The sequence below is a fragment of the Stenotrophomonas sp. AR029 genome (assembly GCF_047520695.2).
GTDB lineage: Bacteria > Pseudomonadota > Gammaproteobacteria > Xanthomonadales > Xanthomonadaceae > Stenotrophomonas > Stenotrophomonas sepilia.
Genome location: NZ_JAXBQQ020000007.1, coordinates 165,558 through 190,381, shown reverse-complemented (window position 1 = coordinate 190,381; position 24,824 = coordinate 165,558). Strand labels below are relative to the sequence as shown.

General features: G+C 66.7%; 20 protein-coding genes. 11 read left to right on the top strand and 9 right to left on the bottom strand.

From position 1 onward, the window contains the following. Positions 1 to 15: 15 nt before the first annotated feature. Complete coding sequence (locus ACM0PB_RS18430; RefSeq protein ID WP_050562703.1) at positions 16 to 1,788, bottom strand: chloride channel protein; 1,773 nt, start codon at positions 1,786 to 1,788, stop codon at positions 16 to 18. 62 nt (positions 1,789 to 1,850) lie between these two features. After that, positions 1,851 to 3,932: a TonB-dependent receptor family protein gene (locus ACM0PB_RS18425; protein ID WP_005416965.1), complete on the bottom strand. Its 2,082-nt coding sequence runs from the start codon at positions 3,930 to 3,932 to the stop codon at positions 1,851 to 1,853. 131 nt (positions 3,933 to 4,063) lie between these two features. On the opposite strand from ACM0PB_RS18425, the gene ACM0PB_RS18420 reads away from it, so the two are divergent. Beyond that, positions 4,064 to 4,984, top strand: coding sequence for a M14 family metallopeptidase (locus ACM0PB_RS18420; RefSeq protein WP_005416963.1), 921 nt, complete (start codon positions 4,064 to 4,066; stop codon positions 4,982 to 4,984). A 33-nt stretch (positions 4,985 to 5,017) separates the two neighbouring features. On the opposite strand, the gene ACM0PB_RS18415 is transcribed toward ACM0PB_RS18420, so the two are convergent. Further along, the gene (locus ACM0PB_RS18415; protein WP_005416961.1) at positions 5,018 to 5,869 is read right to left on the bottom strand and encodes a LysR family transcriptional regulator; all 852 of its coding nucleotides are present in this window, start codon (positions 5,867 to 5,869) and stop codon (positions 5,018 to 5,020) included. Positions 5,870 to 6,027: 158 nt separating this feature from the next. Between ACM0PB_RS18415 and ACM0PB_RS18410 the strand changes: the two genes are divergently transcribed. From ACM0PB_RS18410 to betT, 4 genes are all read left to right on the top strand, one after another. Then, positions 6,028 to 6,381 (top strand): SMR family transporter, encoded by a 354-nt coding sequence (locus ACM0PB_RS18410; protein ID WP_005416959.1) that lies wholly within the window; start codon positions 6,028 to 6,030, stop codon positions 6,379 to 6,381. Then, positions 6,381 to 6,704, top strand: coding sequence for a DMT family transporter (locus ACM0PB_RS18405; RefSeq protein WP_005416957.1), 324 nt, complete (start codon positions 6,381 to 6,383; stop codon positions 6,702 to 6,704). The genes ACM0PB_RS18410 and ACM0PB_RS18405 overlap by 1 nt, the downstream gene beginning before the upstream one ends. Positions 6,705 to 6,800: 96 nt before the next feature. Then, entirely contained in the window at positions 6,801 to 7,181 is a 381-nt protein-coding gene (locus tag ACM0PB_RS18400) for a VOC family protein (RefSeq protein ID WP_005416954.1), read from the top strand. Between the two features lie 196 nt (positions 7,182 to 7,377). Beyond that, the gene (gene betT, locus ACM0PB_RS18395) at positions 7,378 to 9,357 is read left to right on the top strand and encodes a choline BCCT transporter BetT (protein WP_005416952.1); all 1,980 of its coding nucleotides are present in this window, start codon (positions 7,378 to 7,380) and stop codon (positions 9,355 to 9,357) included. A gap of 66 nt (positions 9,358 to 9,423) precedes the next feature. Here the strand turns inward: betT and ACM0PB_RS18390 are convergent, their stop codons facing one another. Together ACM0PB_RS18390 and ACM0PB_RS18385 are read right to left on the bottom strand one after the other, a co-directional pair. Then, positions 9,424 to 12,051, bottom strand: coding sequence for a TonB-dependent receptor (locus ACM0PB_RS18390; RefSeq protein ID WP_164229992.1), 2,628 nt, complete (start codon positions 12,049 to 12,051; stop codon positions 9,424 to 9,426). 217 nt (positions 12,052 to 12,268) lie between these two features. Beyond that, entirely contained in the window at positions 12,269 to 13,246 is a 978-nt protein-coding gene (locus ACM0PB_RS18385) for a zinc-binding dehydrogenase (RefSeq protein WP_374082852.1), read from the bottom strand. A gap of 433 nt (positions 13,247 to 13,679) precedes the next feature. Between ACM0PB_RS18385 and ACM0PB_RS18380 the strand changes: the two genes are divergently transcribed. The 4 genes from ACM0PB_RS18380 to ACM0PB_RS18365 all read left to right on the top strand — a co-directional run bounded on the left by ACM0PB_RS18380 (position 13,680) and on the right by ACM0PB_RS18365 (position 17,946). Further along, the gene (locus ACM0PB_RS18380; protein ID WP_414604555.1) at positions 13,680 to 16,043 is read left to right on the top strand and encodes a ribonucleoside-diphosphate reductase subunit alpha; all 2,364 of its coding nucleotides are present in this window, start codon (positions 13,680 to 13,682) and stop codon (positions 16,041 to 16,043) included. A 71-nt stretch (positions 16,044 to 16,114) separates the two neighbouring features. Continuing rightward, on the top strand, positions 16,115 to 17,155 hold the full coding sequence (locus tag ACM0PB_RS18375; RefSeq protein WP_005416944.1) for a ribonucleotide-diphosphate reductase subunit beta: 1,041 nt from the start codon (positions 16,115 to 16,117) through the stop codon (positions 17,153 to 17,155). 25 nt (positions 17,156 to 17,180) lie between these two features. Beyond that, positions 17,181 to 17,648: a flavodoxin gene (locus ACM0PB_RS18370; protein WP_080375118.1), complete on the top strand. Its 468-nt coding sequence runs from the start codon at positions 17,181 to 17,183 to the stop codon at positions 17,646 to 17,648. Then, a complete protein-coding gene (locus tag ACM0PB_RS18365; RefSeq protein WP_005416939.1) occupies positions 17,620 to 17,946 on the top strand; it encodes a thioredoxin family protein in 327 nt (108 codons plus the stop codon). Before ACM0PB_RS18370 ends, ACM0PB_RS18365 begins: the two co-directional genes overlap by 29 nt. A gap of 86 nt (positions 17,947 to 18,032) precedes the next feature. Here the strand turns inward: ACM0PB_RS18365 and ACM0PB_RS18360 are convergent, their stop codons facing one another. Further along, positions 18,033 to 19,364, bottom strand: a complete 1,332-nt coding sequence (locus ACM0PB_RS18360; protein ID WP_414604556.1) for an Nramp family divalent metal transporter — start codon at positions 19,362 to 19,364, stop codon at positions 18,033 to 18,035. 117 nt (positions 19,365 to 19,481) lie between these two features. Here ACM0PB_RS18360 and mntR point away from each other — a divergent pair, with 117 nt between their 5' ends. Further along, positions 19,482 to 19,946, top strand: coding sequence for a manganese-binding transcriptional regulator MntR (mntR, locus tag ACM0PB_RS18355; protein WP_005416934.1), 465 nt, complete (start codon positions 19,482 to 19,484; stop codon positions 19,944 to 19,946). Between the two features lie 78 nt (positions 19,947 to 20,024). On the opposite strand, the gene ACM0PB_RS18350 is transcribed toward mntR, so the two are convergent. The 3 genes from ACM0PB_RS18350 to fabR all read right to left on the bottom strand — a co-directional run bounded on the left by ACM0PB_RS18350 (position 20,025) and on the right by fabR (position 23,656). Next, positions 20,025 to 20,573 (bottom strand): thioredoxin-like domain-containing protein, encoded by a 549-nt coding sequence (locus ACM0PB_RS18350; RefSeq protein WP_065185719.1) that lies wholly within the window; start codon positions 20,571 to 20,573, stop codon positions 20,025 to 20,027. Next, positions 20,563 to 22,722: a TonB-dependent receptor plug domain-containing protein gene (locus ACM0PB_RS18345; RefSeq protein ID WP_065179193.1), complete on the bottom strand. Its 2,160-nt coding sequence runs from the start codon at positions 22,720 to 22,722 to the stop codon at positions 20,563 to 20,565. Before ACM0PB_RS18345 ends, ACM0PB_RS18350 begins: the two co-directional genes overlap by 11 nt. A 277-nt stretch (positions 22,723 to 22,999) precedes the next feature. Beyond that, positions 23,000 to 23,656: an HTH-type transcriptional repressor FabR gene (fabR, locus tag ACM0PB_RS18340; RefSeq protein ID WP_005416927.1), complete on the bottom strand. Its 657-nt coding sequence runs from the start codon at positions 23,654 to 23,656 to the stop codon at positions 23,000 to 23,002. Positions 23,657 to 23,748: 92 nt separating this feature from the next. Here fabR and ACM0PB_RS18335 point away from each other — a divergent pair, with 92 nt between their 5' ends. Continuing rightward, positions 23,749 to 24,819, top strand: coding sequence for a ferredoxin reductase (locus ACM0PB_RS18335; RefSeq protein ID WP_176556924.1), 1,071 nt, complete (start codon positions 23,749 to 23,751; stop codon positions 24,817 to 24,819). Positions 24,820 to 24,824: the final 5 nt, after the last annotated feature.

Below are 24,824 nucleotides of genomic sequence, written 5' to 3'. Positions count from 1 at the left end.
CCCCTTTTTGTCGGGTCAGTCGGTGTCGTCGACGCGCTCGCCCATCAGTTCGCGCTGGCGCTTGTCCAGCTCCTCAGCGTAGCGCTTGCGTACGAAGGCTTCGGACACTACGCCCAGCACCTGGCCGTCGGCGCCGACCACGGCCAGTTCATCGGCCTGGGTCTGGTCGAAGCGCTGCATCACGCTGACCACGTCCGCGGACGGCGACAGCGACACGTCACGGTTCTCGGCCAGCTCGCCAATCGCCGTCTCCGGTTTCACGCCGTCGCCGTAGACGCGCGGAATCTGCACGATGCCGGCGTAGTGGCCCTCGCTGTCGATCAGGATCACCCGGCTGCCCGAGCCCAGCGGGAAGCGCTGGCGGAACGTGGCGGCGTCAAGGTCGGACGGGGCGGTGGCCACGCCCTTGCGCATCAGTCGGCCGGCGTTGAGGTTCTGTACCCAGCCCACGTCGCGGGCACTCTTGATGGTCTCCCCGCGCAGGTGCATGCGCCAGGTCGAGAACGAATAACCAAACCACTGCCGTACCAGCGTGCTGGACACCAGCACCGCACTCATCACCACGCTGGTCAGCAGGAAGTCGTGGGTGCCTTCCAGTACCAGCATGGCCATGGTCATCGGCGCGCCGACCACGGCTGCGGCCAGCGCTGCCATGCCGGCCAGCGCGGCGGAGGTGGCGTCGACCACCGGCACGCCGGTGGCCATGGCCAGCAGGCCGGCGAACAGCGCGCCGACCAGGGTGCCCATGAACAGCGAGGCGAAGAACAGGCCGCCACGGAAGCCGAAGCCCAGCGAGATGCCCGAGGCCAGGCACTTCAGGGTCAGCAGGCCGCCGATCCAGATCAGCGGCAGGTGCGTGGTCAGGTCCAGGTGCAGGGCGCCATGTCCGGACGACAGCACCTGCGGGCTGGCCAGGGCCAGCGGTATCAGCAGCAGTCCACCGACCACCGGCCGACCCCAGGCAGGCAGCGGGCTGCGCTTGACCGTGCCCTCGATCGAGGCGATCAGCCGCATGATGGCAATGCCGACCATCGCGCAGCAGCAGCCGAGCAGACCGTAGATGGCGTAGTCGGCGGCGCGAACGTCGATGGTCGAGGCAGCGGGCAGCAGGTAGGCCTCGATGCCAGCCTGGTCGGCCACGAACGCGCCGGCCAGTGCAGCCACCGCCACCGGCGCCAGTGCGGCCGGGGTGTAGGCGCCGATGACGATCTCGAACGCATAGAACGCGCCCGCCAGTGGCGCACCGAAGGCGGCGGCGATGGCGCCGGCGGCACCGGCGCCGACCAGGATGCGCACGTCATTGCGGCGCAGGCGCATCACCCGGCCCAGCTGCGAACCACTGCCGGCGCCCATCTGCGTATACGAAGCCTCCAGACCCACCGAGGCGCCGCAGCCATTGGACAGCAGGGTCTGGGTCAGCACGATCAGGTTGTCGCGCATCGACATGCGGCCGCCATGCAGGGCATTGGCTTCCACCGCATCGAGCAGGGGCCGCTTGAGCCGGGTCGCGGCCAGGCTGACCAGGCCGACCAGCAGGCCACCCAGCGGCAGCACCAGCAGCGCGGTCCATGTCAGCGAGGGCAGGGAGCTCAGGCGCATACCGTCGTCCAGGCCATACAGCGTGCCCTGCAGCCAGCGCGCGATGCCCGACTGCAGCAGGGTCAGGTAGCCGGCGATCAAGCCGACCAGCAACGCCAGCGCGATGAACCACAGGTCGCTGCCACGCAGGCGCAGGCGCAGGCCCTGGAAGGCCAGATGCAGGCGCGATGGCGAAACAGGCAGTGACATGGTGGCGGCATGATACGCCGCCACCGTGAGCGCCACCGTCACCGCATCGGGTGGCTACCGCCTCAGAAGCGGTAGCGGCCCTGCACGTAGAACGTGCGCGGCGCGGCCACCATGCGGCCGGCGTTGCCATCAACGTTGCGGGTGTACCAGCGCTTGTCGGCCAGGTTGTTCACGCCCAGCGCAATCTCGCTGTCGCCCAGGCCCGGCACCTGCCAGGCCACCTGCGCGTTCCACAGGCGCACGCCCGGCACGCGGCCCACGCGCGCATCGGCGGTTTCTTCCCAGGTGTTGGCGGCATCGGAGAACTGGCCGCTCTGGTGGGTGCTGGAGACATTGAAGGTCCAGCCGGCCAGCGCGTAGCGGGCGCCGACGCTGTCGGTGTCGCGCGAGTAGAACGGCACGTCCAGGCCACGGTTGTCGCCCGACTGCTGGATCGCCTTGGTCCAGGTGTAGTTGGCGTACAGCTCCAACCCGGCCAGCGCACTGTCCTCGGCGAAGTGGTACTCCAGTGCACTCTCCACGCCCTTGTGGTCGGTGGCGCCGATGTTCTGGAAGGTCGGCGGGGTGATTCCCGGCACCTGCAGGATCTGGTTGTCGAAGCGCATCTTGAACACGGTCACTTCCGCGCGCAGGGCGCCGTCCTGCCAGCGCGCGCCCAGCTCGGTGGTCCTGGCGATTTCCGGGTTCAGCGGGTTGTTGGCCGTCTGCGAATTGAGCTGGATGTTCTGCACCGGCCCGAACGAGGTGGTGTAGTTGCCGAACACGGTCAGCTGCGGAGTCAGCAGATAAGCGATGTTGAGCGAGGGCAGAGCCTTGTCGTTGCGGCTGCTGAAGGTCGCCGCGCCACCGGTCTGGCGGCGGTCCATGTCGATCCACTCCATGCGCACGCCCGGGGTGATCCGCCACTGGCCGATCGCGATGCGGTCGTCGATGTAGAAGGCGTGCGCGTCGGTGGCGTTGTCGAAGCGGGTGGTGGCACTGGCCGCGCCGGTGCGGCGGGCGACGGTGTAGCTGCGGTCGTTGCCGCGCTCGCGCAGGAAGCGGTAGCCGGCGGTGATGTCATGCATCGCGCTGCCCCAGTGCAGGCGCTGGGTATAGCGCGGCTCGATGCCGAGCACGCGGTAGTCGCGCGGCTGCACGGTCAGCTGGGTGTTGGCGGCGTTGATCAGCGAGCTGGCTCGGCTGCTTTCGTTGTAATAGGCCAGTACCTCGAACTCGCTGTTGGCCGACAGCGTGTTGGTGTAGCCCAGGTCGACGCCGGTGCGGTGGCCCTTCCAGAAATCGGTGGGGCGGGTGTTCTGGAACGGATCGGCCTCGTACTGGTTGCGGGTCAGGCCGCCCGGGGTCAGCGAGCGCACATCGTAGTAGGACAGCTTGGCGCGCAGTTCCTGCTGCGCATCGATGGCGTAGGCGAACTTCAGCGCGAGATCATTGAAGCGGTCATCGCTGCCCCGGCGCCAGCCGCGACCATCCTGGCCGGAGTACAGCAGGGCCGCGCCCAGGCCATTGTCGCCGGTACCGCCGAGGAAGGCGTTGTACTGGGTGCTGTCACCGCCGCCATGGTCGTAGGCGGTGTAGCGCATGCCGGCTTCGCCGTGCAGGCCGGCCTCGGTGGGAATGGAGCGGGTGCTGAAGTTGATGATGCCGCCCACGTTCTGCGGCCCGTAGCGCACCGCGCCGCCGCCGCGCACCACGTCGATCGACTCGATGTTGGACAGGCTGGTCGTCGCGAACGACAGCTGTGGCTGGCCATACGGCGCCACCGCCAGCGGCACGCCGTCCAACAGTACGGTCGAGCGCGGCGAGTAGCGCCCGGTGAGGCCGCGCACGCCGATGTTCAGCGACACCGAACTGCCCGCGGTGCCGGAGTTGTCGGTGACCTGCACGCCGGGGATGCGGCGCATCGCATCGCCGAGGCTGGCCGCGCCGCTGGCCTCGATGCGCTGGCGGTCGACCACGGTGCGCGCGCCGGCGAAGCTCTTCACGCTGTCATGCAGGCCGGTGCCCAGCCAGCTGCCCGAGACCTGGATGCTGTCCAGCGTGGTGGCGCCGTCCTGGGCGAAGGCGGTGGCGGCCGGGAGCAGGCACAGGGTAAGGGCGGCGGCCAGCGGCAGGCGGGCCGGTTGCAGGGCAGGGATGGGCATCGGTGCGGGCTGTGGAAGGCGGTAAATGAGAATTATTGCTGATTCCATTCGCCAATGGAATGCGCCGCCGGTTCACGCTGTTCCCCCAGTGGTAGAGTGGGCGATCGCTTCCTGACTCGCTGAGATCTGCCATGTCCCAAGCCGCCTTCTACCCCGTCGGAACCCCTGGCCAGCCGTGGGGAGCGGCGGAACGGGAGACGTGGCGTGGCCGCCAGCAGCGCCTGCGTCGCTATGACGAGGAAGTGCTGCCGCGCATCGAGGCGCTGGCCTCGCGCTTCGACAAGGTGGCCTACGGCCAGCTCGACTACGCTGGCGAGACCTACACCCTGTTCGCTCTGCGCAGCCGCGATTGGAACCCGGTGCTGCCGGCTGCCCTGGTTACCGGTGGCGTGCACGGTTATGAGACCAGCGGCGTGATGGGCGCGCTGGAATTCCTCGAAAAGCACGCCGCCGACTACGCCGGCAAGGCCAATCTGCTGGTGGCACCGTGCGTGAATCCGTGGGGCTTCGAGCGCATCAACCGCTGGAACTTCGATGCGATCGACCCGAACCGCAACTTCCGCGCCGACGGCCCGGCGCGTGAATCAACGGCGGTGATCGATCTGATCGCGCCGTACAAGGGCCAGTTCGTGCTGCACATCGACCTGCACGAGACCACCGACAGCGACGAGAGCGAGTTCCGCCCGGCGTTGGCCGCGCGTGACGGCAGGCCGTTCGAACCGGGCCTGATCCCCGATGGCTTCTACCTGGTGGATGACAGCGAGAACCCGCAGCCGGTCTTCCAGCAGGCGGTGATCGCCGCGGTGGAGAAGGTCACCCACATCGCGCCGGCTGACGACAAGGGCGAGATCATCGGTTCGCCGCTGGTGGCCCACGGCGTGATCGAATATCCGCTGGTGAAGCTGGGACTGTGCGCGGGCATCACCGGTGCGAAGTTCACTACCACCACCGAGGTCTACCCGGACAGCTCCCGGGCGACCCCGCAGCAGTGCAACGACGCGCAGGTGGCCGCGGTGTGCGCGGCACTGGATTACGCGCTCGCCCATCGTTGACCGGTAGTGCCGGCCGCTGGCCGGCAACTCGTATCACCCCAACGCGTCGGCCCACCACAGTGCGGCCGGTCCCGGCGGCGCGTCGCGGCGCCAGAGCAGGTCGCTGTGGATGCGCCGCGGCCAGCCGGGCAGCGTCAGTTCCACCAGTCGCCCGCGGTCATAACGTTGCACCAGTGCCCGCGGCAGCTCGGCCCAGCCGATGCCGTCCTCGGCCATCTCCATCACCATCAGATAGTCGGTGGCGGTCCAGGCCAGGCCGGTGACGATGTGGGATTGATCGACCTCCGCACTCAATCGCACCTGCCGGTGCCGCGCCAGCTGTGCGGCGCTGCGACGGCCGGCGCTGGCCAGTGGGTGCTCGCGCGCCACGTACACCGACAGTTCGCTGTGATGGGCCAACGGCCGGGCCATCAGGCCATCCGGATAGCTTTCCTGTTGCGGCAGCAGGCCCAGCGCGGCGCGGCCGCTGCCGACCAGCTCCAGCACGTCATCGCCTTCGGCATCCAGCCATTCCAGTTCGATCTCCGGGAATGCTTCGGCAAAGCGCTGCAGCACGCGCTGCTCCGGATCGAGCTGGTACACGTCGGAGAACACCACGGTCAGCCGCGCTTCGACCGGCGCGGCCAGGCGCACACTCAACTGCTGCAGGCGGGCATCGGCGGCGAGGATTTCCTGGGCATGGCCGAGCACCTGGCGCCCGGCCTCGGTCAACCGGGGGTAGCGCCCGCTGCGGTCGAACAGGCTCACGCCCAGGTCGGCCTCCAGATGGGCAATGGCGGTACTGACCGTTGACTGGGTCTTGCGCAGGCGGCGCGCCGCCGCCGAGAACGAGCCCAGCGCGGCCGCTTCCACGAAGGCCTGCAGGGATTCGGGGGAATAGGGCATTGATCCATCGCTCCTGTCGATGGGATCCATTTTGGTGCCACCGTAAAAGGCGATGATACTGGCCGCCGTCGCCCCTGTCTGCGGGCGTTCCGGACCCTCCACGCATGCCGTGGACCCATTGAAGAGGCGGCGCGGTCCCCGCCTGCAAGGAGCTTCACATGTCCCGTACCGTTCCCGCCCGTGGCGCGCTGGCCGCCTGGGCCTGCCTGACCGTGGCGATCATCGCCGAGGTGGTCGGCACCTCGTTCATGGCCCATGCCGCCCGCGACGGCGGCTGGAGCGGCTACCTGATCATGGCCGGCGCGCTGGCGCTGTCCTACTTCTTCCTCGCGCAGTCGGTGCGCCGCATTGCTGTGGGCGTGGCCTACGCGGTGTGGGAAGGCCTCGGCCTGACCCTGCTGACCGTGGTCGGCCTCACCGTGTTCGGCGAGAGCCTGTCGCTGCAGCAGCTGGCCGGCCTGATGCTGGCGGTGGCCGGCATCGTCTGCGTCACCCTCGGGGAGGCGCACTGATGAACACCCTGGCCCTGTTTTTCGTGATCTGCTCGGCGCTGATCGACGTCGCCGCCAACATGATGGTGGCCAAGTCGGAAGGTTTCCGTCGTTGGCGCTGGGGCGCCCGTGCGATCGTCCTGGTCTGGATCGCCTTCGCCCTGCTGGGCCAGGCCGTGCGCTACATGGATCTGGCCACGGCCTATGCGATGTGGGGGGCGATCGGCGTGATCGGCACCGCCAGCTGCGGACGCCTGTTGTTCGGCAACCGCCTGCGGCCGATCGGCTGGGTTGGCATCGCCTTGGTCACGGCGGCGGTACTGCTGCTCAGCACCGCCAAGTAGCAGCACGCCCGGACGCGAGCGGGGCGGCGATGGTGCAGCGATTTGCGAAGTCGCCCGCGCTCATCGACACTGCGGTTTTCCACATGGAGTGCCCGCATGTTCAGCCACATCACCGTAGGGACGAACGACATGGATGCCGCACGTCGCTTCTACGACGCCCTGTTCGCCGCGATGGACGCGCGTGCGGGCGTATTCGACGAGAAGGGACGGCTGCTGTACTTCAAGGATGGACGGATGTTCGGTGTAACCGCGCCGATCGATGGGCAGCCAGCGTGCCATGCCAACGGCGGCACCATCGGTTTCAGTCTGGGCAGTGCAGAGGCCGTGCGTGCCTGGCAGGAAGCTGGAGTGGCTCACGGTGGCAGCGCCATCGAAGATCCGCCCGGCGTCCGCAACATGTCCGGTCGGCAGGTGTTCCTGGCCTATCTGCGTGACCCGGATGGCAACAAGCTGTGTGCGGTGCATGTAATGTCGTGATCGGACAGGATGCGCGTGGCCGCGCCGCAGGCGGTGCGCGCGGCCCGCGCAAGCAAGGGTGCGTCGCAGCGCGCGCGTGATACCACGGAATGAGCGGACGGGCCTGCGACCACAGGCCGCAACTTCATGCTCTGTCCACTGCGGTTCAGCCAGAATCGGTCGGCTAACCCTTTGATCTTCCGGAGAACGCCGCCCCATGGAAGTACTGGAGCCGCAACAATCCCCGGTGCGCACCCTTCGGCCTGTGTTCGCCTTCGCGGCGATCGTTGTCGTGGCGTTCGCGCTGTTCGTCAGCCTGTTCCCGCTCGGCGCGGGCCGCCTTCTGCTCAAGGCACAGGACTGGGCCGCCCTCAACGTCGGCTGGTACTACCTGCTGGCCATGACCCTGTACCTGGTGTTCGTGGTGGGCGTGGCGTTGTCCAAGTACGGTGGCATCAAGCTGGGTGCCGACCATGACGAGCCGGAGTTCAGTTACCTCTCATGGGCCGGCATGCTGTTCGCCGCCGGCATCAGCATCACCCTGTTCTTCTTCTGCGTATCCGAACCGCTGACCCACTACCTGCAGCCGCCGCAGGGCGATCCGGCCGCAGGCGAGGCTGGCGCGCGCCAGGCCATGCAGCTGCTGTTCCTGCACTGGGGCCTGCACGGCTGGGGCGTGTTCGCGCTGGCGGCGATGGCGATGGCCTACTTCGCCTATCGCCACAACCTGCCACTGGCCCTGCGCTCTGCGCTGTACCCACTGATCGGCAAGCGCATCAATGGCCCGATCGGCTACACCGTGGATGCGCTGGGCATCGTCGCCACCGTATTCGGCATCGGTGCCGACATGGGCTTCGGCGTGCTGCACCTCAATGCCGGCCTCTCGCACCTGTTCGACATTCCGCACTCCAACCTGGTGCAGATCATCCTGGTGGTCAGCATGATGGGCGCGGCCGTGGCCGTGGCCGTGTCCGGCGTCGAGAAGGGCGTGCGCTGGATGGCCAACATCAACATGCTGCTGGCGATCGCGCTGGTGCTGTTCATGCTGTTCGCCGGGCCGACGCAGTACCTGTTCAGCACGCTGATGCAGAACCTGGGCGACTACCTGGGCAGCGTGGTCGGCAAGAGTTTCGATGTGTACGCCTATGGCGGCCGACCGGAATGGCTGGGCGGCTGGACGGTGTTCTACTGGGCCTGGTGGATCGGCTGGGCACCGTTCGTCGGCCTGTTCATCGCGCGCATCTCACGTGGCCGCACTATCCGCGAATTCGTGTTCGGGGTGCTGCTGATCCCGCTCGGCTTCACCCTGGCCTGGCTGTCGATCTTCGGCAACAGCGCGCTGGACCAGGTGCTCCACCACGGCCAGCAGCAACTGGCGCAGCTGGCGGTGGATGACCCACCGACCGTGTTGTATGCACTGCTGGATGGCTACCCGTGGAGCCGCACGGTGATCGCGGTGACGGTGCTGGTGAGCTTCATCTTCTTCGTGACCTCCGCTGATTCGGGAGCGGTGGTGTTGTCCACGCTGTCGTCGCATGGTGGATCACCCGAAGACGATGGTCCGCGCTGGCTGCGCGTGTTCTGGGGCACAGTGATTGCGGTGCTGACCGCAGGGTTGTTGCTGGCCGGCAGCATCGATGCATTGAAATCGGCGGTGGTGCTGGCATCGCTGCCGTTCTCGGCGATCCTGCTGCTGATGATGTGGGGCCTGACCCGCGCGTTCAGTGACGAGTCGCACCGCAAGCGCGCGCTGCAGTACCGGCCGTCGCCGTTGATCGGAGACGATCGCCATCATCAGGGCTGGCGCCAGCGCCTGAGCCAGGCCATGCACTTCCCGGTGCGCGACCAGGTCTACCGCTTCATGGATGACACCGTGAAGCCGGCGATGGAGGCGGTGGCCGAACAGCTGCGCGGGCAGGGTTGGGATGTATCCACCCGCTTCGAGGCCGGCGACATGGAGCTGACGGTGAACCACGGCGAGCAGCAGGACTTCCTGTACCGGGTGATCCTGAGCGGCTACCTGACCCCGTCGTTTGCCGCGCAGCAACTGCGCAACCAGCGCTACTACCGCGCCGAGGTGCATCTGTTCGAAGGCAGCCAGGACTACGACCTGGTGGGCTACAGCCGCAAGCAGATCATCAACGACATCATCAGCCAGTACGAACGGCACCTGCAGTTCCTGCACCTGAGCCGGTGATGGTAGTGCCGGCCGCTGGCCGGCAACGCGAACGGGGCGGCGCATCATCGCCGCCCCGTTGGCGCATCAGAACCGGTAGCGCGCACCCAGCGAGACGAACTGTCCGCGCAGGTTGTACTGGCTGATGTCGAAGCCGTTGGAACCGCCAGCCGGATCGAACGGCGGATCCTTGTCGGTCAGGTTCAGCACCGACAGCGACAGCGTGGTATTCGGAATTCCCTCGTACGCCACGTAAAGGTCCAGCTGGTGATACGGCTTGACGCGGTTACGCAGCCCCGGATTGCTGGTCGCCGTCGCCACGCGCTGGTCGTAGCCGCTCACGTACTGCAGGCTCAGCGTGCTGCTCCAGTCGCCCACCGCCCAGTTCAATGAGGTGGTGCCGCGCGTACGCGGCAGTGCGCCGTGGCGGTTGTTGCCGGCGCCTTCGTACGGCGACTGGCCAGCCACCAGCGGCTGCTTGAAGCTCAGCAGGTGGGTCCAGCTGCCGGCCACGGTGAAGTTGCCCCAGCCGTGGGTACGGAAGGTGCGGCTGGCGTCCAGGTCCAGCCCCGAGGTGGTCAACTCGCCCTGGTTGGCATACTGGTTGGAGATGAACTGGATGCGTCCCTGCGCATCACGTTGCACGCGGCCCGGGAACAGGGTCGGGTTGTCGACGATGAACTGCGCGCTGTCCGGCTTGACCAGGTTGTCCTGCTCGATGCGGTACCAGTCCAGGCCGATGCTGGTATCACCATCCGGAGACCACACCGCACCCACGTTGAAGTTGCGCGAGCGTTCGGCCTTCAGGTCGGGGTTGCCGGTGCGGATGTTGGTGACGCCACGGCTGCCGCCGGGCTGCAGCGGATCCAGCGGATCGATCACCGAGCCGTAGCTGACGGTCTGGCCGGGCGCGATCTCCGGCAGCGAGGGGGCGCGGAAGCCACGCGAGAACGAACCACGCAGCAGCAGGCTGTCCAGCGGCTGCCAGCGCAGCGCCACCTTCGGCGAGAACGCCTTGCCGAAGTCGTCATAGTGATCGCCGCGGCCGGCCACCTGCAGCTCCAACGTGCGGTGCAGTGGCACGCTCAGTTCGGCATAGGCGGCACTGACCTGGCGCTCGCCGTTGACCACGTTGATGGCCGGGCGCAGTTCGGTGCCCGACAGCACCTGCGCGCTGGTGCGCGCGTCAAGCGATTCCTTGCGGAACTCGGCACCCCAGGCAAAGCCGACCGTACCGGCCGGCATCTGCCACAGCGAGGTCGAGGCCTTTAGGTTCAACGCGTGCAGCTTGTACCAGCCTGGCCGCTTGGTCTGCAGACGCAGTGCATCCAGCGCGCCCGGCGTGGCGGACGGGTTGAGGAAGTTGTAGCTTCCGTCGCGCAGGATCTGTTCGAACGCATAGCGGTTGACGAAATTGTCGACGTACTCGCGCTGCGCACTTTGCGAGGTCAGCGCCGCGACTTCCCAGTCCCAGCGTTCACCGCTGCCGCGCACGCCGGCCAGGGCACGGTAGAACACCTGCGTGTTGTCCTTCAGGCGCGGGCCGAGATCGAAGAAGGTGTACTCGAACGGCAGCGGCGTGCTGCCCGGGTTGTTCGGGTGGCCGACCGGCAGCACCGCCGGCACGTCAATCAGCGTGCCGGTGGCCGGGTTGTACGCGCGCAGGCCGGGGCCGACGGTCAGCGGCGCGCTGAAGATCTGGTCGGCCTTGTTGTGGCTGTACAGCATATCGGCGAAGGCCTCGACGCTGTCATTGAAGCGGTAGGTTGCACTCAACGAGGCCTGCAGGCGCTCGGCGCCGGGTTGCAGGGTCTTGAACGGCTGCGCATTGAAGGCGCAGGCCTGGCCGGGCAGGGTACTGCCGAAGTCGCTGTACGGGCGCAGCTGGCTGCCCTCGGGGCAGTTGGCGAACGGCTGAGGTGCACGTGGGTTGGACAGCCAGTTGCCACCGGCGGTGGACCAGCCGGCCAGGCGTCCGCCGGGCTTGTCGCGGAAATCGCCGCTGCGGGTATAGGCGCGCTGGTCGGCGTCGAGGCGATCACGCTTGAGCAGGTCCAAGCCGAACAGCACGTTCCAGCCCTGCTGTTCGAGGTCGCCGAAGCCGGCCAGCAGGTTGGCCTTGCGTTCGTTCAGGCCGCCCTGGGTGGCGGTACCGAAGCCGCCACCCACTTCCACGCCCTGGAAGTTCCTGCGCAGGATGATGTTGATGACACCTGCGATGGCATCGGAGCCATACACCGCCGAAGCACCATCCTTGAGCACTTCGATGCGCTCGACTGCGCTGATCGGCAGCGCGTTGAGGTCGACGAACGTGTCCTGGGTATTGAGCGCGAAGCCGAAGTTGGATACGCGGTAGCCGTTGACCAGCACCAGCGTGTTCTTCGGCGACAGGCCACGCAGGCCGATCGATGCAGAGCCGGCGGCGAAGCTGCCCGTGTACTGCTCGTCGAAGCTGTTGCCGGCATTGGCCGACAGATTGCGCAGCACGTCGGTGAGGGTGGAGCGGCCGGTCTGCTCGATCTGTTCACGGCTGACGATCTGCACCGGGTTGGGCCCGGCGGTATCGCTGCGCTTGATGTTGGAGCCGGTCACCAGCACGGCGCCGAGGGTGGTGCTGTCCTTGCCGGCATCGGTGGTTTCAGAGGCGCTGGCGGTGCCAGCAGTGAGGCCCAGCGCGATCGCGCCGGCAAGCAGGTTCAGGGTGGTGCGGTACATGGAAGCGGCAACGCCGAACGGGGGGGGAGCCGTCAGTACCGCATGCAGGTACCTGCGCCTTCCAATGACGAAAGCGCATTCAGTTATACATCACAGGTTCTTAACGAGCCGACTCGGTGGGTGCGGACCGTTGGTCCGCACTCCTCCTGGGGGTCACTCCTCCTGGGGGTCAGATCCCATTCCGTTGGAAAAGGATCTGACCCCGGTTGTCCGGCCATCACGGCCGCAGCAGCACCTTGCCGTTACGGCCCGAACCGGCGCCCGCCTTCGCCGCTTGGGCGATATCGTCCAGCGCGAAGATCTGCTCCACCGGCAAGGTCAGTTCGCCGCTGGCCGCGCGCTTGAGCAGCTCGCCGACCAGCCGGCGCTTGTCCTCCACCGCCATCGCCTGGCTGACCTTGCTGCCCCAGAAGCCCTTCACCGTGGCCTCCTTGTAGATCAGGCCGCCGGCGGGAATGTGCATCGGTTCGCCACTCATCACACCGAACGACACCAGCGTGCCGTGGTGGCCGAGCAGGTCGACGAGATCGCCACTGGCGTCGCCGCCGATGGAATCCACTGCGGCCGCGGCCTGTGCTTCGCCGGTCGCCTCACGCACGCGATCCTTCCAGCCGTCCACCGAGGTGTCGAATACATGATCGATGCCCAGCGCCTGCAACTGCGCTACGGCCGCGGCATTGCGCACCAGGTTGGCCACGTGCACGCCGCGCGCCTTTGCCAGCATCGCCAGCGACTTGCCGACCGCGCCGTTGGCGGTGTTCTGCACGATCCACTGGCCTGCTTGGACGTGCAGGAATTCCAGCAGCATCAGCGCGCTCAGCGGCATCGCGATCAACTGTGCGGCCATCTCGTCCGGGATCGCCTCCGGCATCGGAATCACCATGCGTGCCGGTGCGACGAAGGCCTCGGCCCAGGTGCCGTGCACCGAGGCGGCGGCTACCCGCTGGCCGATCTGCAGGCCGTCCACGCCATCGCCGAGTGCATCGACCAGGCCCAGTGCTTCACTGCCACCGATCGCCGGCAATGTCGGCTTGTACCCGTAGAGGCCACGCACGGTCAGCAGGTCGTGGTTGTGGATCGAGGCCAGCACGGTGCGGATGCGCACCTCGCCGGGGCCGGGCTCGGGCAGGGCGGCATCGGCAATGGCGAGGACGTCGGCCGGGTTGCCGAAGGAGGAGTACTGGGCAGCGCGCATGGGGCGGTGTTCCGGGGAAAGTGGATGTTGTACCGAACTGGGGACGCAGGGCATGTCGACAAGGCGTCACCGCTGCAACACGGCATCCTGCGACTGATCGTCGCGGCATGTCGTGATTACCGCATCTTGTGTTGACGGTGCGCGTCATCCCCACTATGTTGTGGCTGTCACTCCCGGTCAGCCGCCGCCGCCGGACATGCAGCAAACGTCCCGCGGCCCGCCCCTGAAGGCTTGCCGTGTCGACGCGGCCGCCATCGTGCGGACGCAGGTCGCCCCCCACGGCCCGGATACCGGCCGCAGGCGCAGGCAGATGCCGACGACCTACGTTCCCGCACCCTGGCAATCCACCCGTTCGCCCCGTGCGCCGGTATCGCGTCCAGGGCCGCCATGGCATCGACCGCCAATGCGCGTGCGAGCCTGGAGTTTCACCACCATGACCGACAGTACCTCCCGCGTGGCCGATCCGGCCGGCGCTGGCGACGCCTTGCGCGCCGGTGGCGAGCGCGTACCGACCTGGATCACCAAGGAGGCCGGCAACCGCCGCCTGCCGTTCGACGCCGAGCGCCTGCAGCGCAGCATCGATGCCGTGCATGCCGAGTTCCCGCAGCTGGATGTGAGCGACTACCGCCGCGTGGTGCAGGCAATGGTCGAGCGCAAGCCCAGCATCAGCGCCGATGACCTGGTCGATCTGTTGATCCGCGAGGCCGAATCGCGGGTGGACCTGGTCGCGCCCGAGTGGGAACAGTTCGCCGCGCGCATCTACCTGCGCCGCCTGTACAAGCGTGCCAGCCGCAACCGCTTCTACGATGTCAGCCTGAAGTACGGCTCTTACGTGGGCCTGCAGGAAAGCCTGGCTGACCGCGGCATCTACAGCAACGACATCCTGCGCTGCTATTCGAAGGAAGAGCTGCAGCAGGCCGGTGAGATGATCGATCCGGAACGCGACCGCCTGTTCGCCTACAACGGCCTGTACCTGCTGGCCACCCGCTATCTGGCCAGCGACCGCAGCCGCGAGGTCTATGAACTGCCGCAGGAGCGCTGGCTGACCATTGCGCTGTACCTGATGCAGGAGGAAAAGCCGCGCGAACGCCGCATGCAGCTGGTTGGCGAGGCGTACTGGGCGCTGTCCAACCTGTACATGACCGTGGCCACGCCGACGCTGGCAAATGCCGGCAAGGTGGGCGGCCAGCTGTCCAGCTGCTTCATCGACACGGTGGACGACAGCCTGCAGGGCATCTATGACTCCAACACCGATATCGCGCGCGTGTCCAAGCACGGCGGCGGCGTCGGTGCCTACCTGGGCTACGTGCGCAGCAGCGGCGCACCGATCCGTGGCGTGGCCAACTCCTCCGGCGGCGTGGTGCCGTGGATCAAGCAGCTCAACAACACGGCGGTGTCGGTTGATCAGCTTGGCCAGCGCAAGGGCGCAGTGGCGGTGTACCTGGACATCTGGCATCGCGACATCGAAGCCTTCATGGACCTGCGCCTGAACAACGGCGACCAGCGCCTGCGCGCGCACGATGTGTTCACCTCGGTGTGCGTACCCGACCTGTTCATGGAAGCGGTGGAACGCCGCGCCGACTGGTACCTGTTCGACCCGCACGAGGTGAAGCAGGCCAAGGGCTGGTACCTGCAGGACTTCTACGATGAGAAGCGCGGTTCGGGCAGCTTCCGCGACCGCTATGCCGAGCTGGTGGCCGATGAGCGCATCAGCCGCCGAACGGTGAAGGCCATCGATCTGTTCAAGCGGATCATGCTCAGCCAGCTGGAAACCGGCAACCCGTTCCTGTTCTACCGCGACGAAGTCAATCGCAGGAACCCGAACAAGCACGCGGGCATGATCTATTCCAGCAACCTGTGCACCGAGATCCTGCAGAACATGAGCCCGACGCGGATGATCCAGGAGATCGTCAGCGGCGACCAGATCGTCACCACGCGCCGTGCGGGCGACTTCGTGGTCTGCAACCTGTCCTCGATCAACCTCGGCCGGGCGATCAGTGCGCCGGATGACCTGCTGGCCACCGATGTGCTGGAGCGCCTGATCCCGATCCAGGTGCGCATGCTCGACAACGTGATCGACCTCAATGCGTTGCCGGTGCCGCAGGCCACGATCACCAACCGCAAGTACCGCGCCATCGGCCTGGGCACGTTCGGTTGGCACCACCTGCTGGCGCAGCAGGCGATCCAGTGGGAATCTCCGGATGCCGAAGAATTGGCCGACCGTCTCTACGAACGCATCAACTTCCTGACCATCCAGGCCAGCGCGCAACTGGCGCAGGAGAAGGGCAGCTACCCGATGTTCGCGGGCAGCGACTGGCACAACGGGCGCTACTTCCGTGACCGCGACTACACTGGCGCCGCATGGGACAGCCTGGCCCGCGAGGTCGCCACGCACGGCCTGCGCAACGGATGGCTGCTGGCCGTGGCGCCGAACATGAGCACCGCGCAGATTGCCGGTTCCACCGCTTCGATCGACCCGATCTACAGCGCGTTCTACTACGAGGAGAAGAAGGACTTCCGGCGGCCGGTGGCAGCACCGGGACTGTCGCTGGAGACCTGGCCGTACTACGAGAAGGGCGCCTACAAGGTCGACCAGTTCGCCAGCGTGCGCCAGAACGCGCGCCGCCAGCGGCATGTCGACCAGTCGATCAGTTTCAACCTGTACGTGCCCAGCACCATCCGTGCGAGCACGCTGCTGGAGCTGCACCTGAGCGCCTGGCGCGAAGGCCTGAAGACCACCTATTACGTGCGCTCCAACGACATCGACATCAGCGAATGCGAGTGGTGCGCCAGCTGACCACCGGCGACCCACGGTAGTGCCGGCCGCTGGCCGGCAACACGATAGAAAGAGAACGAAGGCAGAAGCCCATGGCAACCCCCCTCGACCGCATCAAGATCCTCGAACCGCGCCATCCCAACCGCAGCACCGGCATCATCAACGGCCAGACCAGCGGCATCCTCAACTGGAACGATATCCCGTACCCGTCGTTCTATCGGGCCTACAAGGAGCTGTCGACCAACTTCTGGATTCCCGACGAAGTGGACATGAAGCTGGATGCGCGCCAGTACGGCGAGCTGTCAGGGCGCGAAAAGAACGCCTACGATTCAATCATCGGCCTGCTGGCCACGCTGGATTCACCGCAGACGCGCTTCATCTACAACGTGGCCGAGTACATCACCGACCCGGCCGCGCATGCCAACGCAGCCATCATCGGCCAGCAGGAAGTGATCCACAACGAGAGCTACAGCTACGTGCTGGCCTCGATCACCGACCTGCCGAACCAGAACCGGATCTTCGAGATCGCCCGCACCCACCCGACCATCATCAAGCGCAATGCCCCGATCATGGGTGCGTACGACGACTTCATGCGCGAGAAGACCGCCGAGACCCTGCTCAAGTCGTTGATCCAGTCCTCGATCCTGGAGGGCATCAATTTCTATTCCGGGTTCGCGTACTTCTACAACATGGTGCGGCAGAACCGCATGAACGGCACCGGCAAGATCATCAGCTTCATCAATCGCGACGAGCTGGCCCATACCAAGTTCATCAGCGAGCTGATCCGCGCCATCATCGGCGAAAACCCCGAGCTGCAGACCAATGAGTTGACCGCCTATGTGCACCAGTCATTCGAACATGCCATCGAGCTTGAGACGCAGTGGTCGTCGGAGGTGCTGGATGGCATCGATGGCATCGACGTGGACGAGATGGTGCGCTACGTGAAGTACCGCGCCAACAAGATGGCCGGCATGCTCGGCATCGAGCGCCTGTACAGCGACACCACCGACAACGTGATGCCTTGGATCAGGGCCTACGCCGACAACTTCACCGAGACCAAGACCGACTTCTTCGAGATGCGCAATGCAAGTTACAAGAAGACCAACGTCGACAACGGCTTCGACGACCTCTGAGCCCGGCACCGCGCTGAGCATCCTGATGGTGGTCGCCTCCTTGAGCGGCAACACCCGCGAGCTCGGCCGGCAGATCGCCGAGCGCTGCCGCGCCGCAGGTCATGCGGTGCACTGGCAGGAGGCCGACGACCTGCGGCAGGCGCCGCCGCTGGCTGCCGGCGAGGCCGACCTGGTGCTGCTGGGCTGCTGGACCGACAACGCCGGGCGCACGCCAGCGGAGATGAAGGCGTGGGTGGCTGGCATTGCCGAGCGCGGTCAGCAGCCACGCCAGCTGGCGGTGTTCGGCACCGGCGAAACGCAGTGGGGGCAGGAGTACTACTGTGGTGCCGTGCACCGGCTGATCCGCTATTTCCGCAGCGACTACCCGCCGCTGGAGATCGAACAGATGCCGCATGGCGAGCGTCATGCCGAAGCCATCGACGCCTGGACCGATGCGGTCCTGGCCCACTACTGGAGCAACCACGATGCAGATCATCGACGCCACCACGCCTGAGCAGTTCCAGCAGCTGCTGGCCGAGCACCCGCGGGTGCTGGTGGATTTCCACAAGGACCAGTGCCCCGGGTGCCGGATGCTGGAAGTGTCGCTGCACCGCGTGGCCAACAGCGTGGCGGGGCAGGGCACCACCTTGCTTCGCGTGCAGCTGGAAGTGCTGGGTGAGGCGTTCTTCAGGGAACTGGGGCTGCGGCAGACGCCGACGCTGTCCCTGTTCCGTGATGGTAACGAACGCACGCGCCTGGCCGGGTTCCAGTCGCCGCAGCAGATCGAGGCCGCGATCGCGTTACATTTGTAGAGCCGAGCCATGCTCGGCTGCTGTTCGTGCCGGGTGCGATGAGTCGAGCATGGCTCGACTCTTCAACGGCGCCTTGGCATTTCACGCTATGCGCCGTTGAAGGTATCCACCAGCAGCTTCACGTTCAACACCACGATCACCAGCGCGATCACCCAGGCGATCGCGCCCAGCCAGCGCGGGGCCACCAGCGCCCCCATCGTCACCTTGTCGGTCACGATCCGCACCAGCGGGATGATCGCGAACGGCAGCTGCATCGACAGCACCACCTGGCTCAGCACCAGCAGCTTCACCGCGCCCTGGTCGCCGAACAGCAGGATCACCACCACCACCGGAATGATCGCCAGTGCGCGGGTGATCAGCCGTCGCAGCCACGGCGGCATTCGCAGGTGCAGGAAACCTTCCATCACGATCTGGCCGGCCAGCGTCGCGGTCACCGTCGAGTTCAGGCCGGAGGCCAGCAACGCGATCGCAAACAACGTCGCCGCCGCGCCCACGCCCAGCATCGGCGCCAGCAGCTGGTGCGCCTGCTCGATGTCTTCCACGTCGAAACGACCATTGGCATGGAACACCGCCGCCGCCAGGATCAGGATGCTGGCGTTGATGAACAATGCGAGTGTCAACGCGAGAGTGCTATCGGTAACCGCCCAGCGCAGCGCACTGCGGCGGCCTTCATTGGTACGCGGGTAGGCGCGGGTCTGCACGATGGACGAATGCAGGTAGAGATTGTGCGGCATCACCGTGGCACCGATGATGCCGATCGCGATGTACAGCGCGTGCGGATCGGTCACCACCTGCGCGCGCGGAATGAAGCCTCCCAGCACCGCCATCACTGGCGGCGCAGCCATCGCGATCTGCACCACGAAGCAGGCGAAGATCACCATCAGCAGCGCGATCACGAAGGCTTCCAGCGCACGGAAGCCGCGGTTCATCAGCAGCAGCACCAGCAGCGTATCCAGCGCAGTGATCACCGCGCCCCAGAGCAGTGGCAGGTCGAACAGCAGCTTCAGCGCGATCGCGGTGCCGATCACCTCGGCCAGGTCGCAGGCGATGATCGCCGCCTCGCACAGCGCCCACAGCGCCAGGTTCACCGGCTTCGGGTAGCGGGCGCGGCAGGCCTGCGCGAGGTCCATGCCGGTGGCGATGCCGAGCCGTGCCGACAGCGCCTGCAGGATCACCGCCATCAGGTTGGAAATGAGGATGACCGACAGCAACAGGTAGCCGAAGCGCGAACCGCCGGCGAGGTCGGTGGCCCAGTTGCCTGGGTCCATGTATCCGACCGAGATCATGTAGCCCGGACCAAGGAAGGCCAGCAGGCGGAACCACCAATGGCCCTTGTCGGGCACCGCGACCGAGGCGTTGAGCGCACCCAGGCTGGCCGGAGTGGAGGCCGGAGGGTCGCGGGGCGCCAGGGTGTTCATGGGTCCGAATATAGCTCCTGCTATAGTCATTAGCAATGTGAAACAATCGTCTTTATCGCGTTACTGGTCCAGAATTCAGGTTCAACACTGGATCACCCCGGAAGGACAGGCGCAGGCGTGGGCAAGACCGACGATTCGACATCGCTGAAAAGCACCCCCTTGATCGAGGCCGAGCGCCAGGTCGAGAGCTTCCGGCAAGTGCGCGAGGCGCACCGGATGGAACTGGTGGAGGACTATGTCGAGCTGATTTCGGACCTGCTGGCCGATGGCGGCGAGGCCCGCCAGGTCGACATTGCCACGCGCCTGGGTGTGGCCCAGCCCACCGTGGCGAAGATGCTGCGGCGCCTGGCCCGTGATGGTTGGGTGGTGCAGCGGCCGTACCGCGGCGTGTTCCTGACCCCGGAAGGCGAGGCGCTGGCCCATGCCAGCCGCCAGCGGCACCAGACCGTGGAGCGTTTCCTGCTGGCGCTGGGCGTGGACGCAGACACCGCGCGGCGCGATGCGGAGGGCATCGAGCACCATGTCAGCGAACAGACGCTGGCGTTGTTCGAGGCATTCGTGCGCAGGGCCGAGGGCGGCTGAGCCACGTTTCCTGTAGAGCCGAGCCATGCTCGGCTGCTGTTCGCGCGATGACAGGGAGCATCCACGCATGGCGTGGATCTACAATCCAGGCGGGCAGCGCGCCTGCTGTTGCGCGCACGCGCGTTTCGTCCATTCCTTCAACACTGGCTGCAGGCCTTCATAGCGCCGGCCCTGCCATCCGTTGGCCAGCACCTTCCCATCCGCATCGATCAGCACCAGGTTCGGTGGTCCCAGCCGGGCCAGTGCCTGCAGTGCGGGCATGCGCGCGGCGCGGCGCGGGTCCAGTACCGGCCACGGCATGTCCTGCGCGTGCATGTAGCGCCGCAATGCAGCCTCGCTCTCATCCAGGCTGACGTACACCACTTCGGTATCGGCGCCGGTCTCGCGCAACGCGTCGCGCACACTGCGCAGCGTGGGTACGAAGGCATGGCACGGTGCACACCAGTCGGCGCCGAAGTACAGCGCCACCAGCTTCGGTGGCGGCGACCATTGCATGGGCCGCAGTGACCGCTGTTCTGGCCGCATCAACGAGGCGGCGACCTGCGCGTGCAGGTCTGCCGCCATCGCCGGTACGGCCAGCAGGAGCGCGCCGGTCAGCAACAGCGTCCGCAGTGCTTCAGAACGCATAGCGCAGGTTGAGGTACCACGAGCGCGCGAAGCGCGGCCCGTAGACATAGTCGCTGTCCCGCAGCGCGCCCACTTCGAGGTCCTTCTGGCGCTGGTCGAATACGTTCTTGACGCCCGCAGCTACCGACACTTCCTGCTGCGCCTGTGCGCCCAGATGCCGGTGCCAGCGCGCACCAAGGTCGGTGACCAGGAACGAACGTGTGCGGTGCAGCTCGCCCAGCCGGTTGTTCAGCACCGACATCGGCCCGGTATGGCGCAGCGCGACGAAGGTCTCCCACGGTTCGGCCGGAATCCAGCTGAGCTGTGCCAGGCCGGTCCAGCGCGGTGTCTTCAGGTAGTCGCGGCTTTCGATCACGGTGTCACCGCCGTCGCCGGTGTCATCGAAGATGCGCTGCGGTTCGCGGAAGCGTGAGCGGTACCACGAGGCACCGGCGGTCAGGCGCCACTGCGGCGACGGCTGCCAGCCGAGGTTGGTTTCCGCGCCCAGCACGTTGGAGCCGGAAGCGTTGTAGCGCAGCTGGCTCAGCTGGCCGTCATCGCCGCGCTGGATCTCGCCCAGCGCGAAGGTGTCGCGGATGCGTGCATAGGAGGCGGTGGCATCCCAGCTCCACACCGGATTGGCCGGGTCCGAACGCCAGTCGAAGCCGAACAGGGTGGTCAACGCGCGTTCCTCTTTCAGACCGTCCGTGTTGCGCACGCGCACCTGCTCGCCACCCAGCGTATCGACATGCACGTCCTCGACGAAGATCTCCGGGGCACGGAAGCCGGTGGCGATGCCGGCGCGCCACTTCAGGTTCGGGGTCGCCTGCCAGGCCAGCGCGATACGCGGCGAGAACACTGCGCTGTCCAGTTCCGAGCTCTTGTCCACGCGCGCACCCAATACCAGGTCGACGTTGTCGCGCAGGCTCCACTCGTCCTGGATGAAGGCGCCGATGTTGTGGAAGGTGGCGTCTTCCAGCACCGCCAGGCGCTGGCCATCACCGGTACGGTTGTCGTCGCCCAGCGCCTCGTGCTTGTACTGCACACCGAAGGCCAGTGCATGCGCGCCCAGCCGCCAGTTCAACTGGCTGTCGATGTAGTGCAGCGGGTTGTGGGTGTGGCCGTACTGGCGCCATGAACGCGAGGCCGCGCTGCCGGCCAGGTTGCGGTCAAGCTGCAACGGGTCATGGCCGGGCGCCGAGGGATCGGTGACCACGTCGCCCAGGCCGCCGTAGAAGCTGTCGCGGTCGATGTCGGCGAAGGCGTAGGCCAGGCGGAAATCGACGTCGGCGGTGATCTCCTGGTCCCACGACACACTGCCGCGGCGGTATTTCGTATCCAGCGATTCGGCGATGTTGGCCAGGTACTCTGGCTGGTCCAGGCGATTGCCGCCGCGGCGGGTTTCATCGGTCACCTGCAGGTCCAGGCGCAGCCGCGTGCCCGGCGTGGGCGCGTACCAGGCCTGCAGCCCGCCGACCTTGAGGTTCTTGCGGGTGATCTCGGTGTAGCCGTCACCGTTGTAGTCGATGCCGTTGTTCCAGTTGCGCTGGGCAATCACCGACAGACCGGCGTCTGCGTCCTTGGCGACCAGGTCCAGTCGAACGTCGGCGTTCTTCTGAGGTGTACCCTCCAGCACATCCACGCCGGCCTGCACATGGCCGCCGCTGCGCGCCGGCAGCGGCGGAATCAGGTTGATCACACCGGCAACCGCGCCCGGTCCGTACAGCGCCGATCCACCGCCCTTGACCACTTCGATGCGGTCGACGAACCCGGCCGGGATCTGTTCCAGGCCGTACACGCTGCCCAGCGTGGACAGCAGCGGGATGCCATCGAACAGGAGCTGGTTGTAGGCGCCGGGCAGGCCCAGCAGCTGTACTTCGCTGGTGTTGCAGTTCTGGCAGTTGCTCTCCACGCGCAGGCCGTTGATCAGCTCGGCGGCGCGCGAGAAGTCGGTGGCCGCGCGCAGCGCGATGTCTTCCTTGCGCAGCACTTCCGTGCGGATCGGCACGTCCGACAGCAGGCGTTCACTGCGCGTGGCGGTGCTGACCTTGACCTGCACACGGTCCAGTTCGGTCGGTTTCGGAGTGTCAGCCAGTGCAGGCAGCGGCAGGGCCAGGGCAATGGCGGCGGCCAGCGGCAACCTTCGGAAGCGGTGGGGGATAGAGCACATGAGGGCGTCGTCCTTGGGGGAAGAAAGGCGGCGAGGGCGACCTGGCTGATGCATATGGAAGCAGCGGCTTATCAATATAGCAAGGGCTATATAACGAAGCCGCAGCAATTCCGAGTGGAGCGCCGGCCGGGTCAGATCAGGGAGTGTTATAACATTACATAAAACAACCACAAACCTGCCGGTGGTCATGTCCGGAGGATGGAGTTGCCGTGTGGGCAGTGAGGTTGGGGTCAGAGCCCTTTCCTTTGGAAAGGGATCCGACCCCAGGGCGCGATCGTCAGCCGCGGCGGAATGCGGCGGGCGTGCGGGCGCCGACGATGATCATGCGGATCATCGTGGAGATCTGTTCGACCAGCTCCGGATCCTTCTCCGGCGGCAGGTCCATGGCGGTGGCGCCCATCGCGAACACCAGCCGGGTGATGGCCTTGGCTACCAGTTCCGGAGCGTGCAGCACCGCGCCATCCAGTGCGGCCAGGCGCACCAGGTCGTGCTGCAGCTCTTCCTCGAAATAATGCAGCTCGCGCTCGACTGCGTGCTTGAAGTCGTCCGAGCCGACCGCGCCTTCGCGCAACAGCACGTGCAGCAGCTTGTCGTCGGCGCGCAGCTGTTCCATGAAGGTCTCCACCGAAACCCGCACCACGCTGGTGGCGGTGGAGGTGGCGCGCTGGCGGGCCTCGCCGATGATGGTGCGCAGCGAGCGGCCGGCTGCGTCGATCAGCGCTACGGCCAGTTCGTCCATGTCGCGGAACTGCCGGTAGAAGCTGTTCGGCGCGATGCCGGCCTCGCGTGCCACTTCGCGCAGGCTGAGCGTGGACAGGCTGCGGTGCGGCCCGATCAGCTTCAGGGCGGCGGCCAGCAGATCTTCGCGGCTCACCGTACGGCGGGCCGGGCTGTTGGCATCTTCAGGCGTCGACAAGACGGTGGCGGCGGCCATGACGGTTCCGGTGGGGCGAGGCTGAATCATACCCAATCCGGTTCAATATACACATGTATACACAGGTGTATGTGCGCCCGTATAGTGCGCCCATGAGCGCTGTCGTCCGTCCATCCCTGTTCTCTCCGTACCGCTGGCTCTCGCCGTCGCTGTTCGATTTCTGGGCGGGCCAGCTCAATCCCCTGTGGACCCTGCGCGAGCCGGTGGCCCGCCTGGTCCGGCGCGAGCCGGCCGGCGAGGGCGCGGCGACCCTGGTCCTGCGCACCAACCGGCACTGGGCCGGCATGCGCGCGGGCCAGCACGTCACCCTCGGCGTGGAGATTGAAGGACGCCTGTGGCAGCGCAGCTACAGCCCCACCGCACTGGGACCGCGCGAACTGGCGATCACCGTCAAGGCGGTCGAGGGCGGCCGGGTCAGCCAGCATCTGGTCAACCATGCGCAGCCGGGCGAGCTGTTCCGCGTGGAGGCTGCGTTCGGAGAATTCCAGTTGCCGGCCGCGGCTCCGGTATTGCTGCTGGCGGCCGGTAGTGGCATCACGCCGATGCGCAGCCTGCTGCGCGACGCCTGCCAGCGCCCGCTGGCCGCGCCGGTGGACCTGTTCTACTGGGAGCGCAGTGCCGCCCAGCTGCAGTTCCGTGATGAGCTGCAGGCGCTGGCCGCGCGCCAGCCGAACCTGCGTGTGCACCTGCTGACCACCCGCGAGGGTGATGCGCCTGCCGCACGCATCGATACTCACGATCTGCAGGTCGCCGGCGATGACACCCCGTTGGCGCAGCGCCACGTGCTGGCCTGTGGCCCGGATGGATTCGTTGCCGCTGCGCGCGAACGCCTGGCGCACCAGGTCGCGGGTTTCCAGGCGGAAGCGTTCACTCCGCCGGCGCCGTTGCGCGACGCCAGCAGCGAAGGCGAAGTGTCGCTGACCCTTGCCCGCAGTGGCCGCCAGCTGAGCGTGCCGCGCGGCCGCTCGTTGCTGGAAAGCCTCGAAGCCCATGGCATCAAGCCCAAGCATGGCTGCCGCATGGGCATCTGCAATACCTGTAGCTGTGACCGCGTCAGTGGCGCCACCCGCCACCTGCGCACCGGCGACCTGCAGTCCGAATCGGCACAGCCGGTGCGGATCTGCGTGAGCGCACCGACCACCGACCTGACCCTGGATCTCTGAGGACG

Excerpts from the sequence above, each read along its gene's own strand:
- ACM0PB_RS18430 (WP_050562703.1), bottom strand. The coding sequence starts at position 1,788 with ATGTCACTGCCTGTTTCGCCATCGCGCCTGCATCTGGCCTTCCAGGGC.
- ACM0PB_RS18425 (WP_005416965.1), bottom strand. The coding sequence starts at position 3,932 with ATGCCCATCCCTGCCCTGCAACCGGCCCGCCTGCCGCTGGCCGCCGCC.
- ACM0PB_RS18420 (WP_005416963.1), top strand. The coding sequence starts at position 4,064 with ATGTCCCAAGCCGCCTTCTACCCCGTCGGAACCCCTGGCCAGCCGTGG.
- ACM0PB_RS18415 (WP_005416961.1), bottom strand. The coding sequence starts at position 5,869 with ATGCCCTATTCCCCCGAATCCCTGCAGGCCTTCGTGGAAGCGGCCGCG.
- ACM0PB_RS18410 (WP_005416959.1), top strand. The coding sequence starts at position 6,028 with ATGTCCCGTACCGTTCCCGCCCGTGGCGCGCTGGCCGCCTGGGCCTGC.
- ACM0PB_RS18405 (WP_005416957.1), top strand. The coding sequence starts at position 6,381 with ATGAACACCCTGGCCCTGTTTTTCGTGATCTGCTCGGCGCTGATCGAC.
- ACM0PB_RS18400 (WP_005416954.1), top strand. The coding sequence starts at position 6,801 with ATGTTCAGCCACATCACCGTAGGGACGAACGACATGGATGCCGCACGT.
- betT (WP_005416952.1), top strand. The coding sequence starts at position 7,378 with ATGGAAGTACTGGAGCCGCAACAATCCCCGGTGCGCACCCTTCGGCCT.
- ACM0PB_RS18390 (WP_164229992.1), bottom strand. The coding sequence starts at position 12,051 with ATGTACCGCACCACCCTGAACCTGCTTGCCGGCGCGATCGCGCTGGGC.
- ACM0PB_RS18385 (WP_374082852.1), bottom strand. The coding sequence starts at position 13,246 with ATGCGCGCTGCCCAGTACTCCTCCTTCGGCAACCCGGCCGACGTCCTC.
- ACM0PB_RS18380 (WP_414604555.1), top strand. The coding sequence starts at position 13,680 with ATGACCGACAGTACCTCCCGCGTGGCCGATCCGGCCGGCGCTGGCGAC.
- ACM0PB_RS18375 (WP_005416944.1), top strand. The coding sequence starts at position 16,115 with ATGGCAACCCCCCTCGACCGCATCAAGATCCTCGAACCGCGCCATCCC.
- ACM0PB_RS18370 (WP_080375118.1), top strand. The coding sequence starts at position 17,181 with ATGGTGGTCGCCTCCTTGAGCGGCAACACCCGCGAGCTCGGCCGGCAG.
- ACM0PB_RS18365 (WP_005416939.1), top strand. The coding sequence starts at position 17,620 with ATGCAGATCATCGACGCCACCACGCCTGAGCAGTTCCAGCAGCTGCTG.
- ACM0PB_RS18360 (WP_414604556.1), bottom strand. The coding sequence starts at position 19,364 with ATGAACACCCTGGCGCCCCGCGACCCTCCGGCCTCCACTCCGGCCAGC.
- ACM0PB_RS18350 (WP_065185719.1), bottom strand. The coding sequence starts at position 20,573 with ATGCGTTCTGAAGCACTGCGGACGCTGTTGCTGACCGGCGCGCTCCTG.
- ACM0PB_RS18345 (WP_065179193.1), bottom strand. The coding sequence starts at position 22,722 with ATGTGCTCTATCCCCCACCGCTTCCGAAGGTTGCCGCTGGCCGCCGCC.
- fabR (WP_005416927.1), bottom strand. The coding sequence starts at position 23,656 with ATGGCCGCCGCCACCGTCTTGTCGACGCCTGAAGATGCCAACAGCCCG.
- ACM0PB_RS18335 (WP_176556924.1), top strand. The coding sequence starts at position 23,749 with ATGAGCGCTGTCGTCCGTCCATCCCTGTTCTCTCCGTACCGCTGGCTC.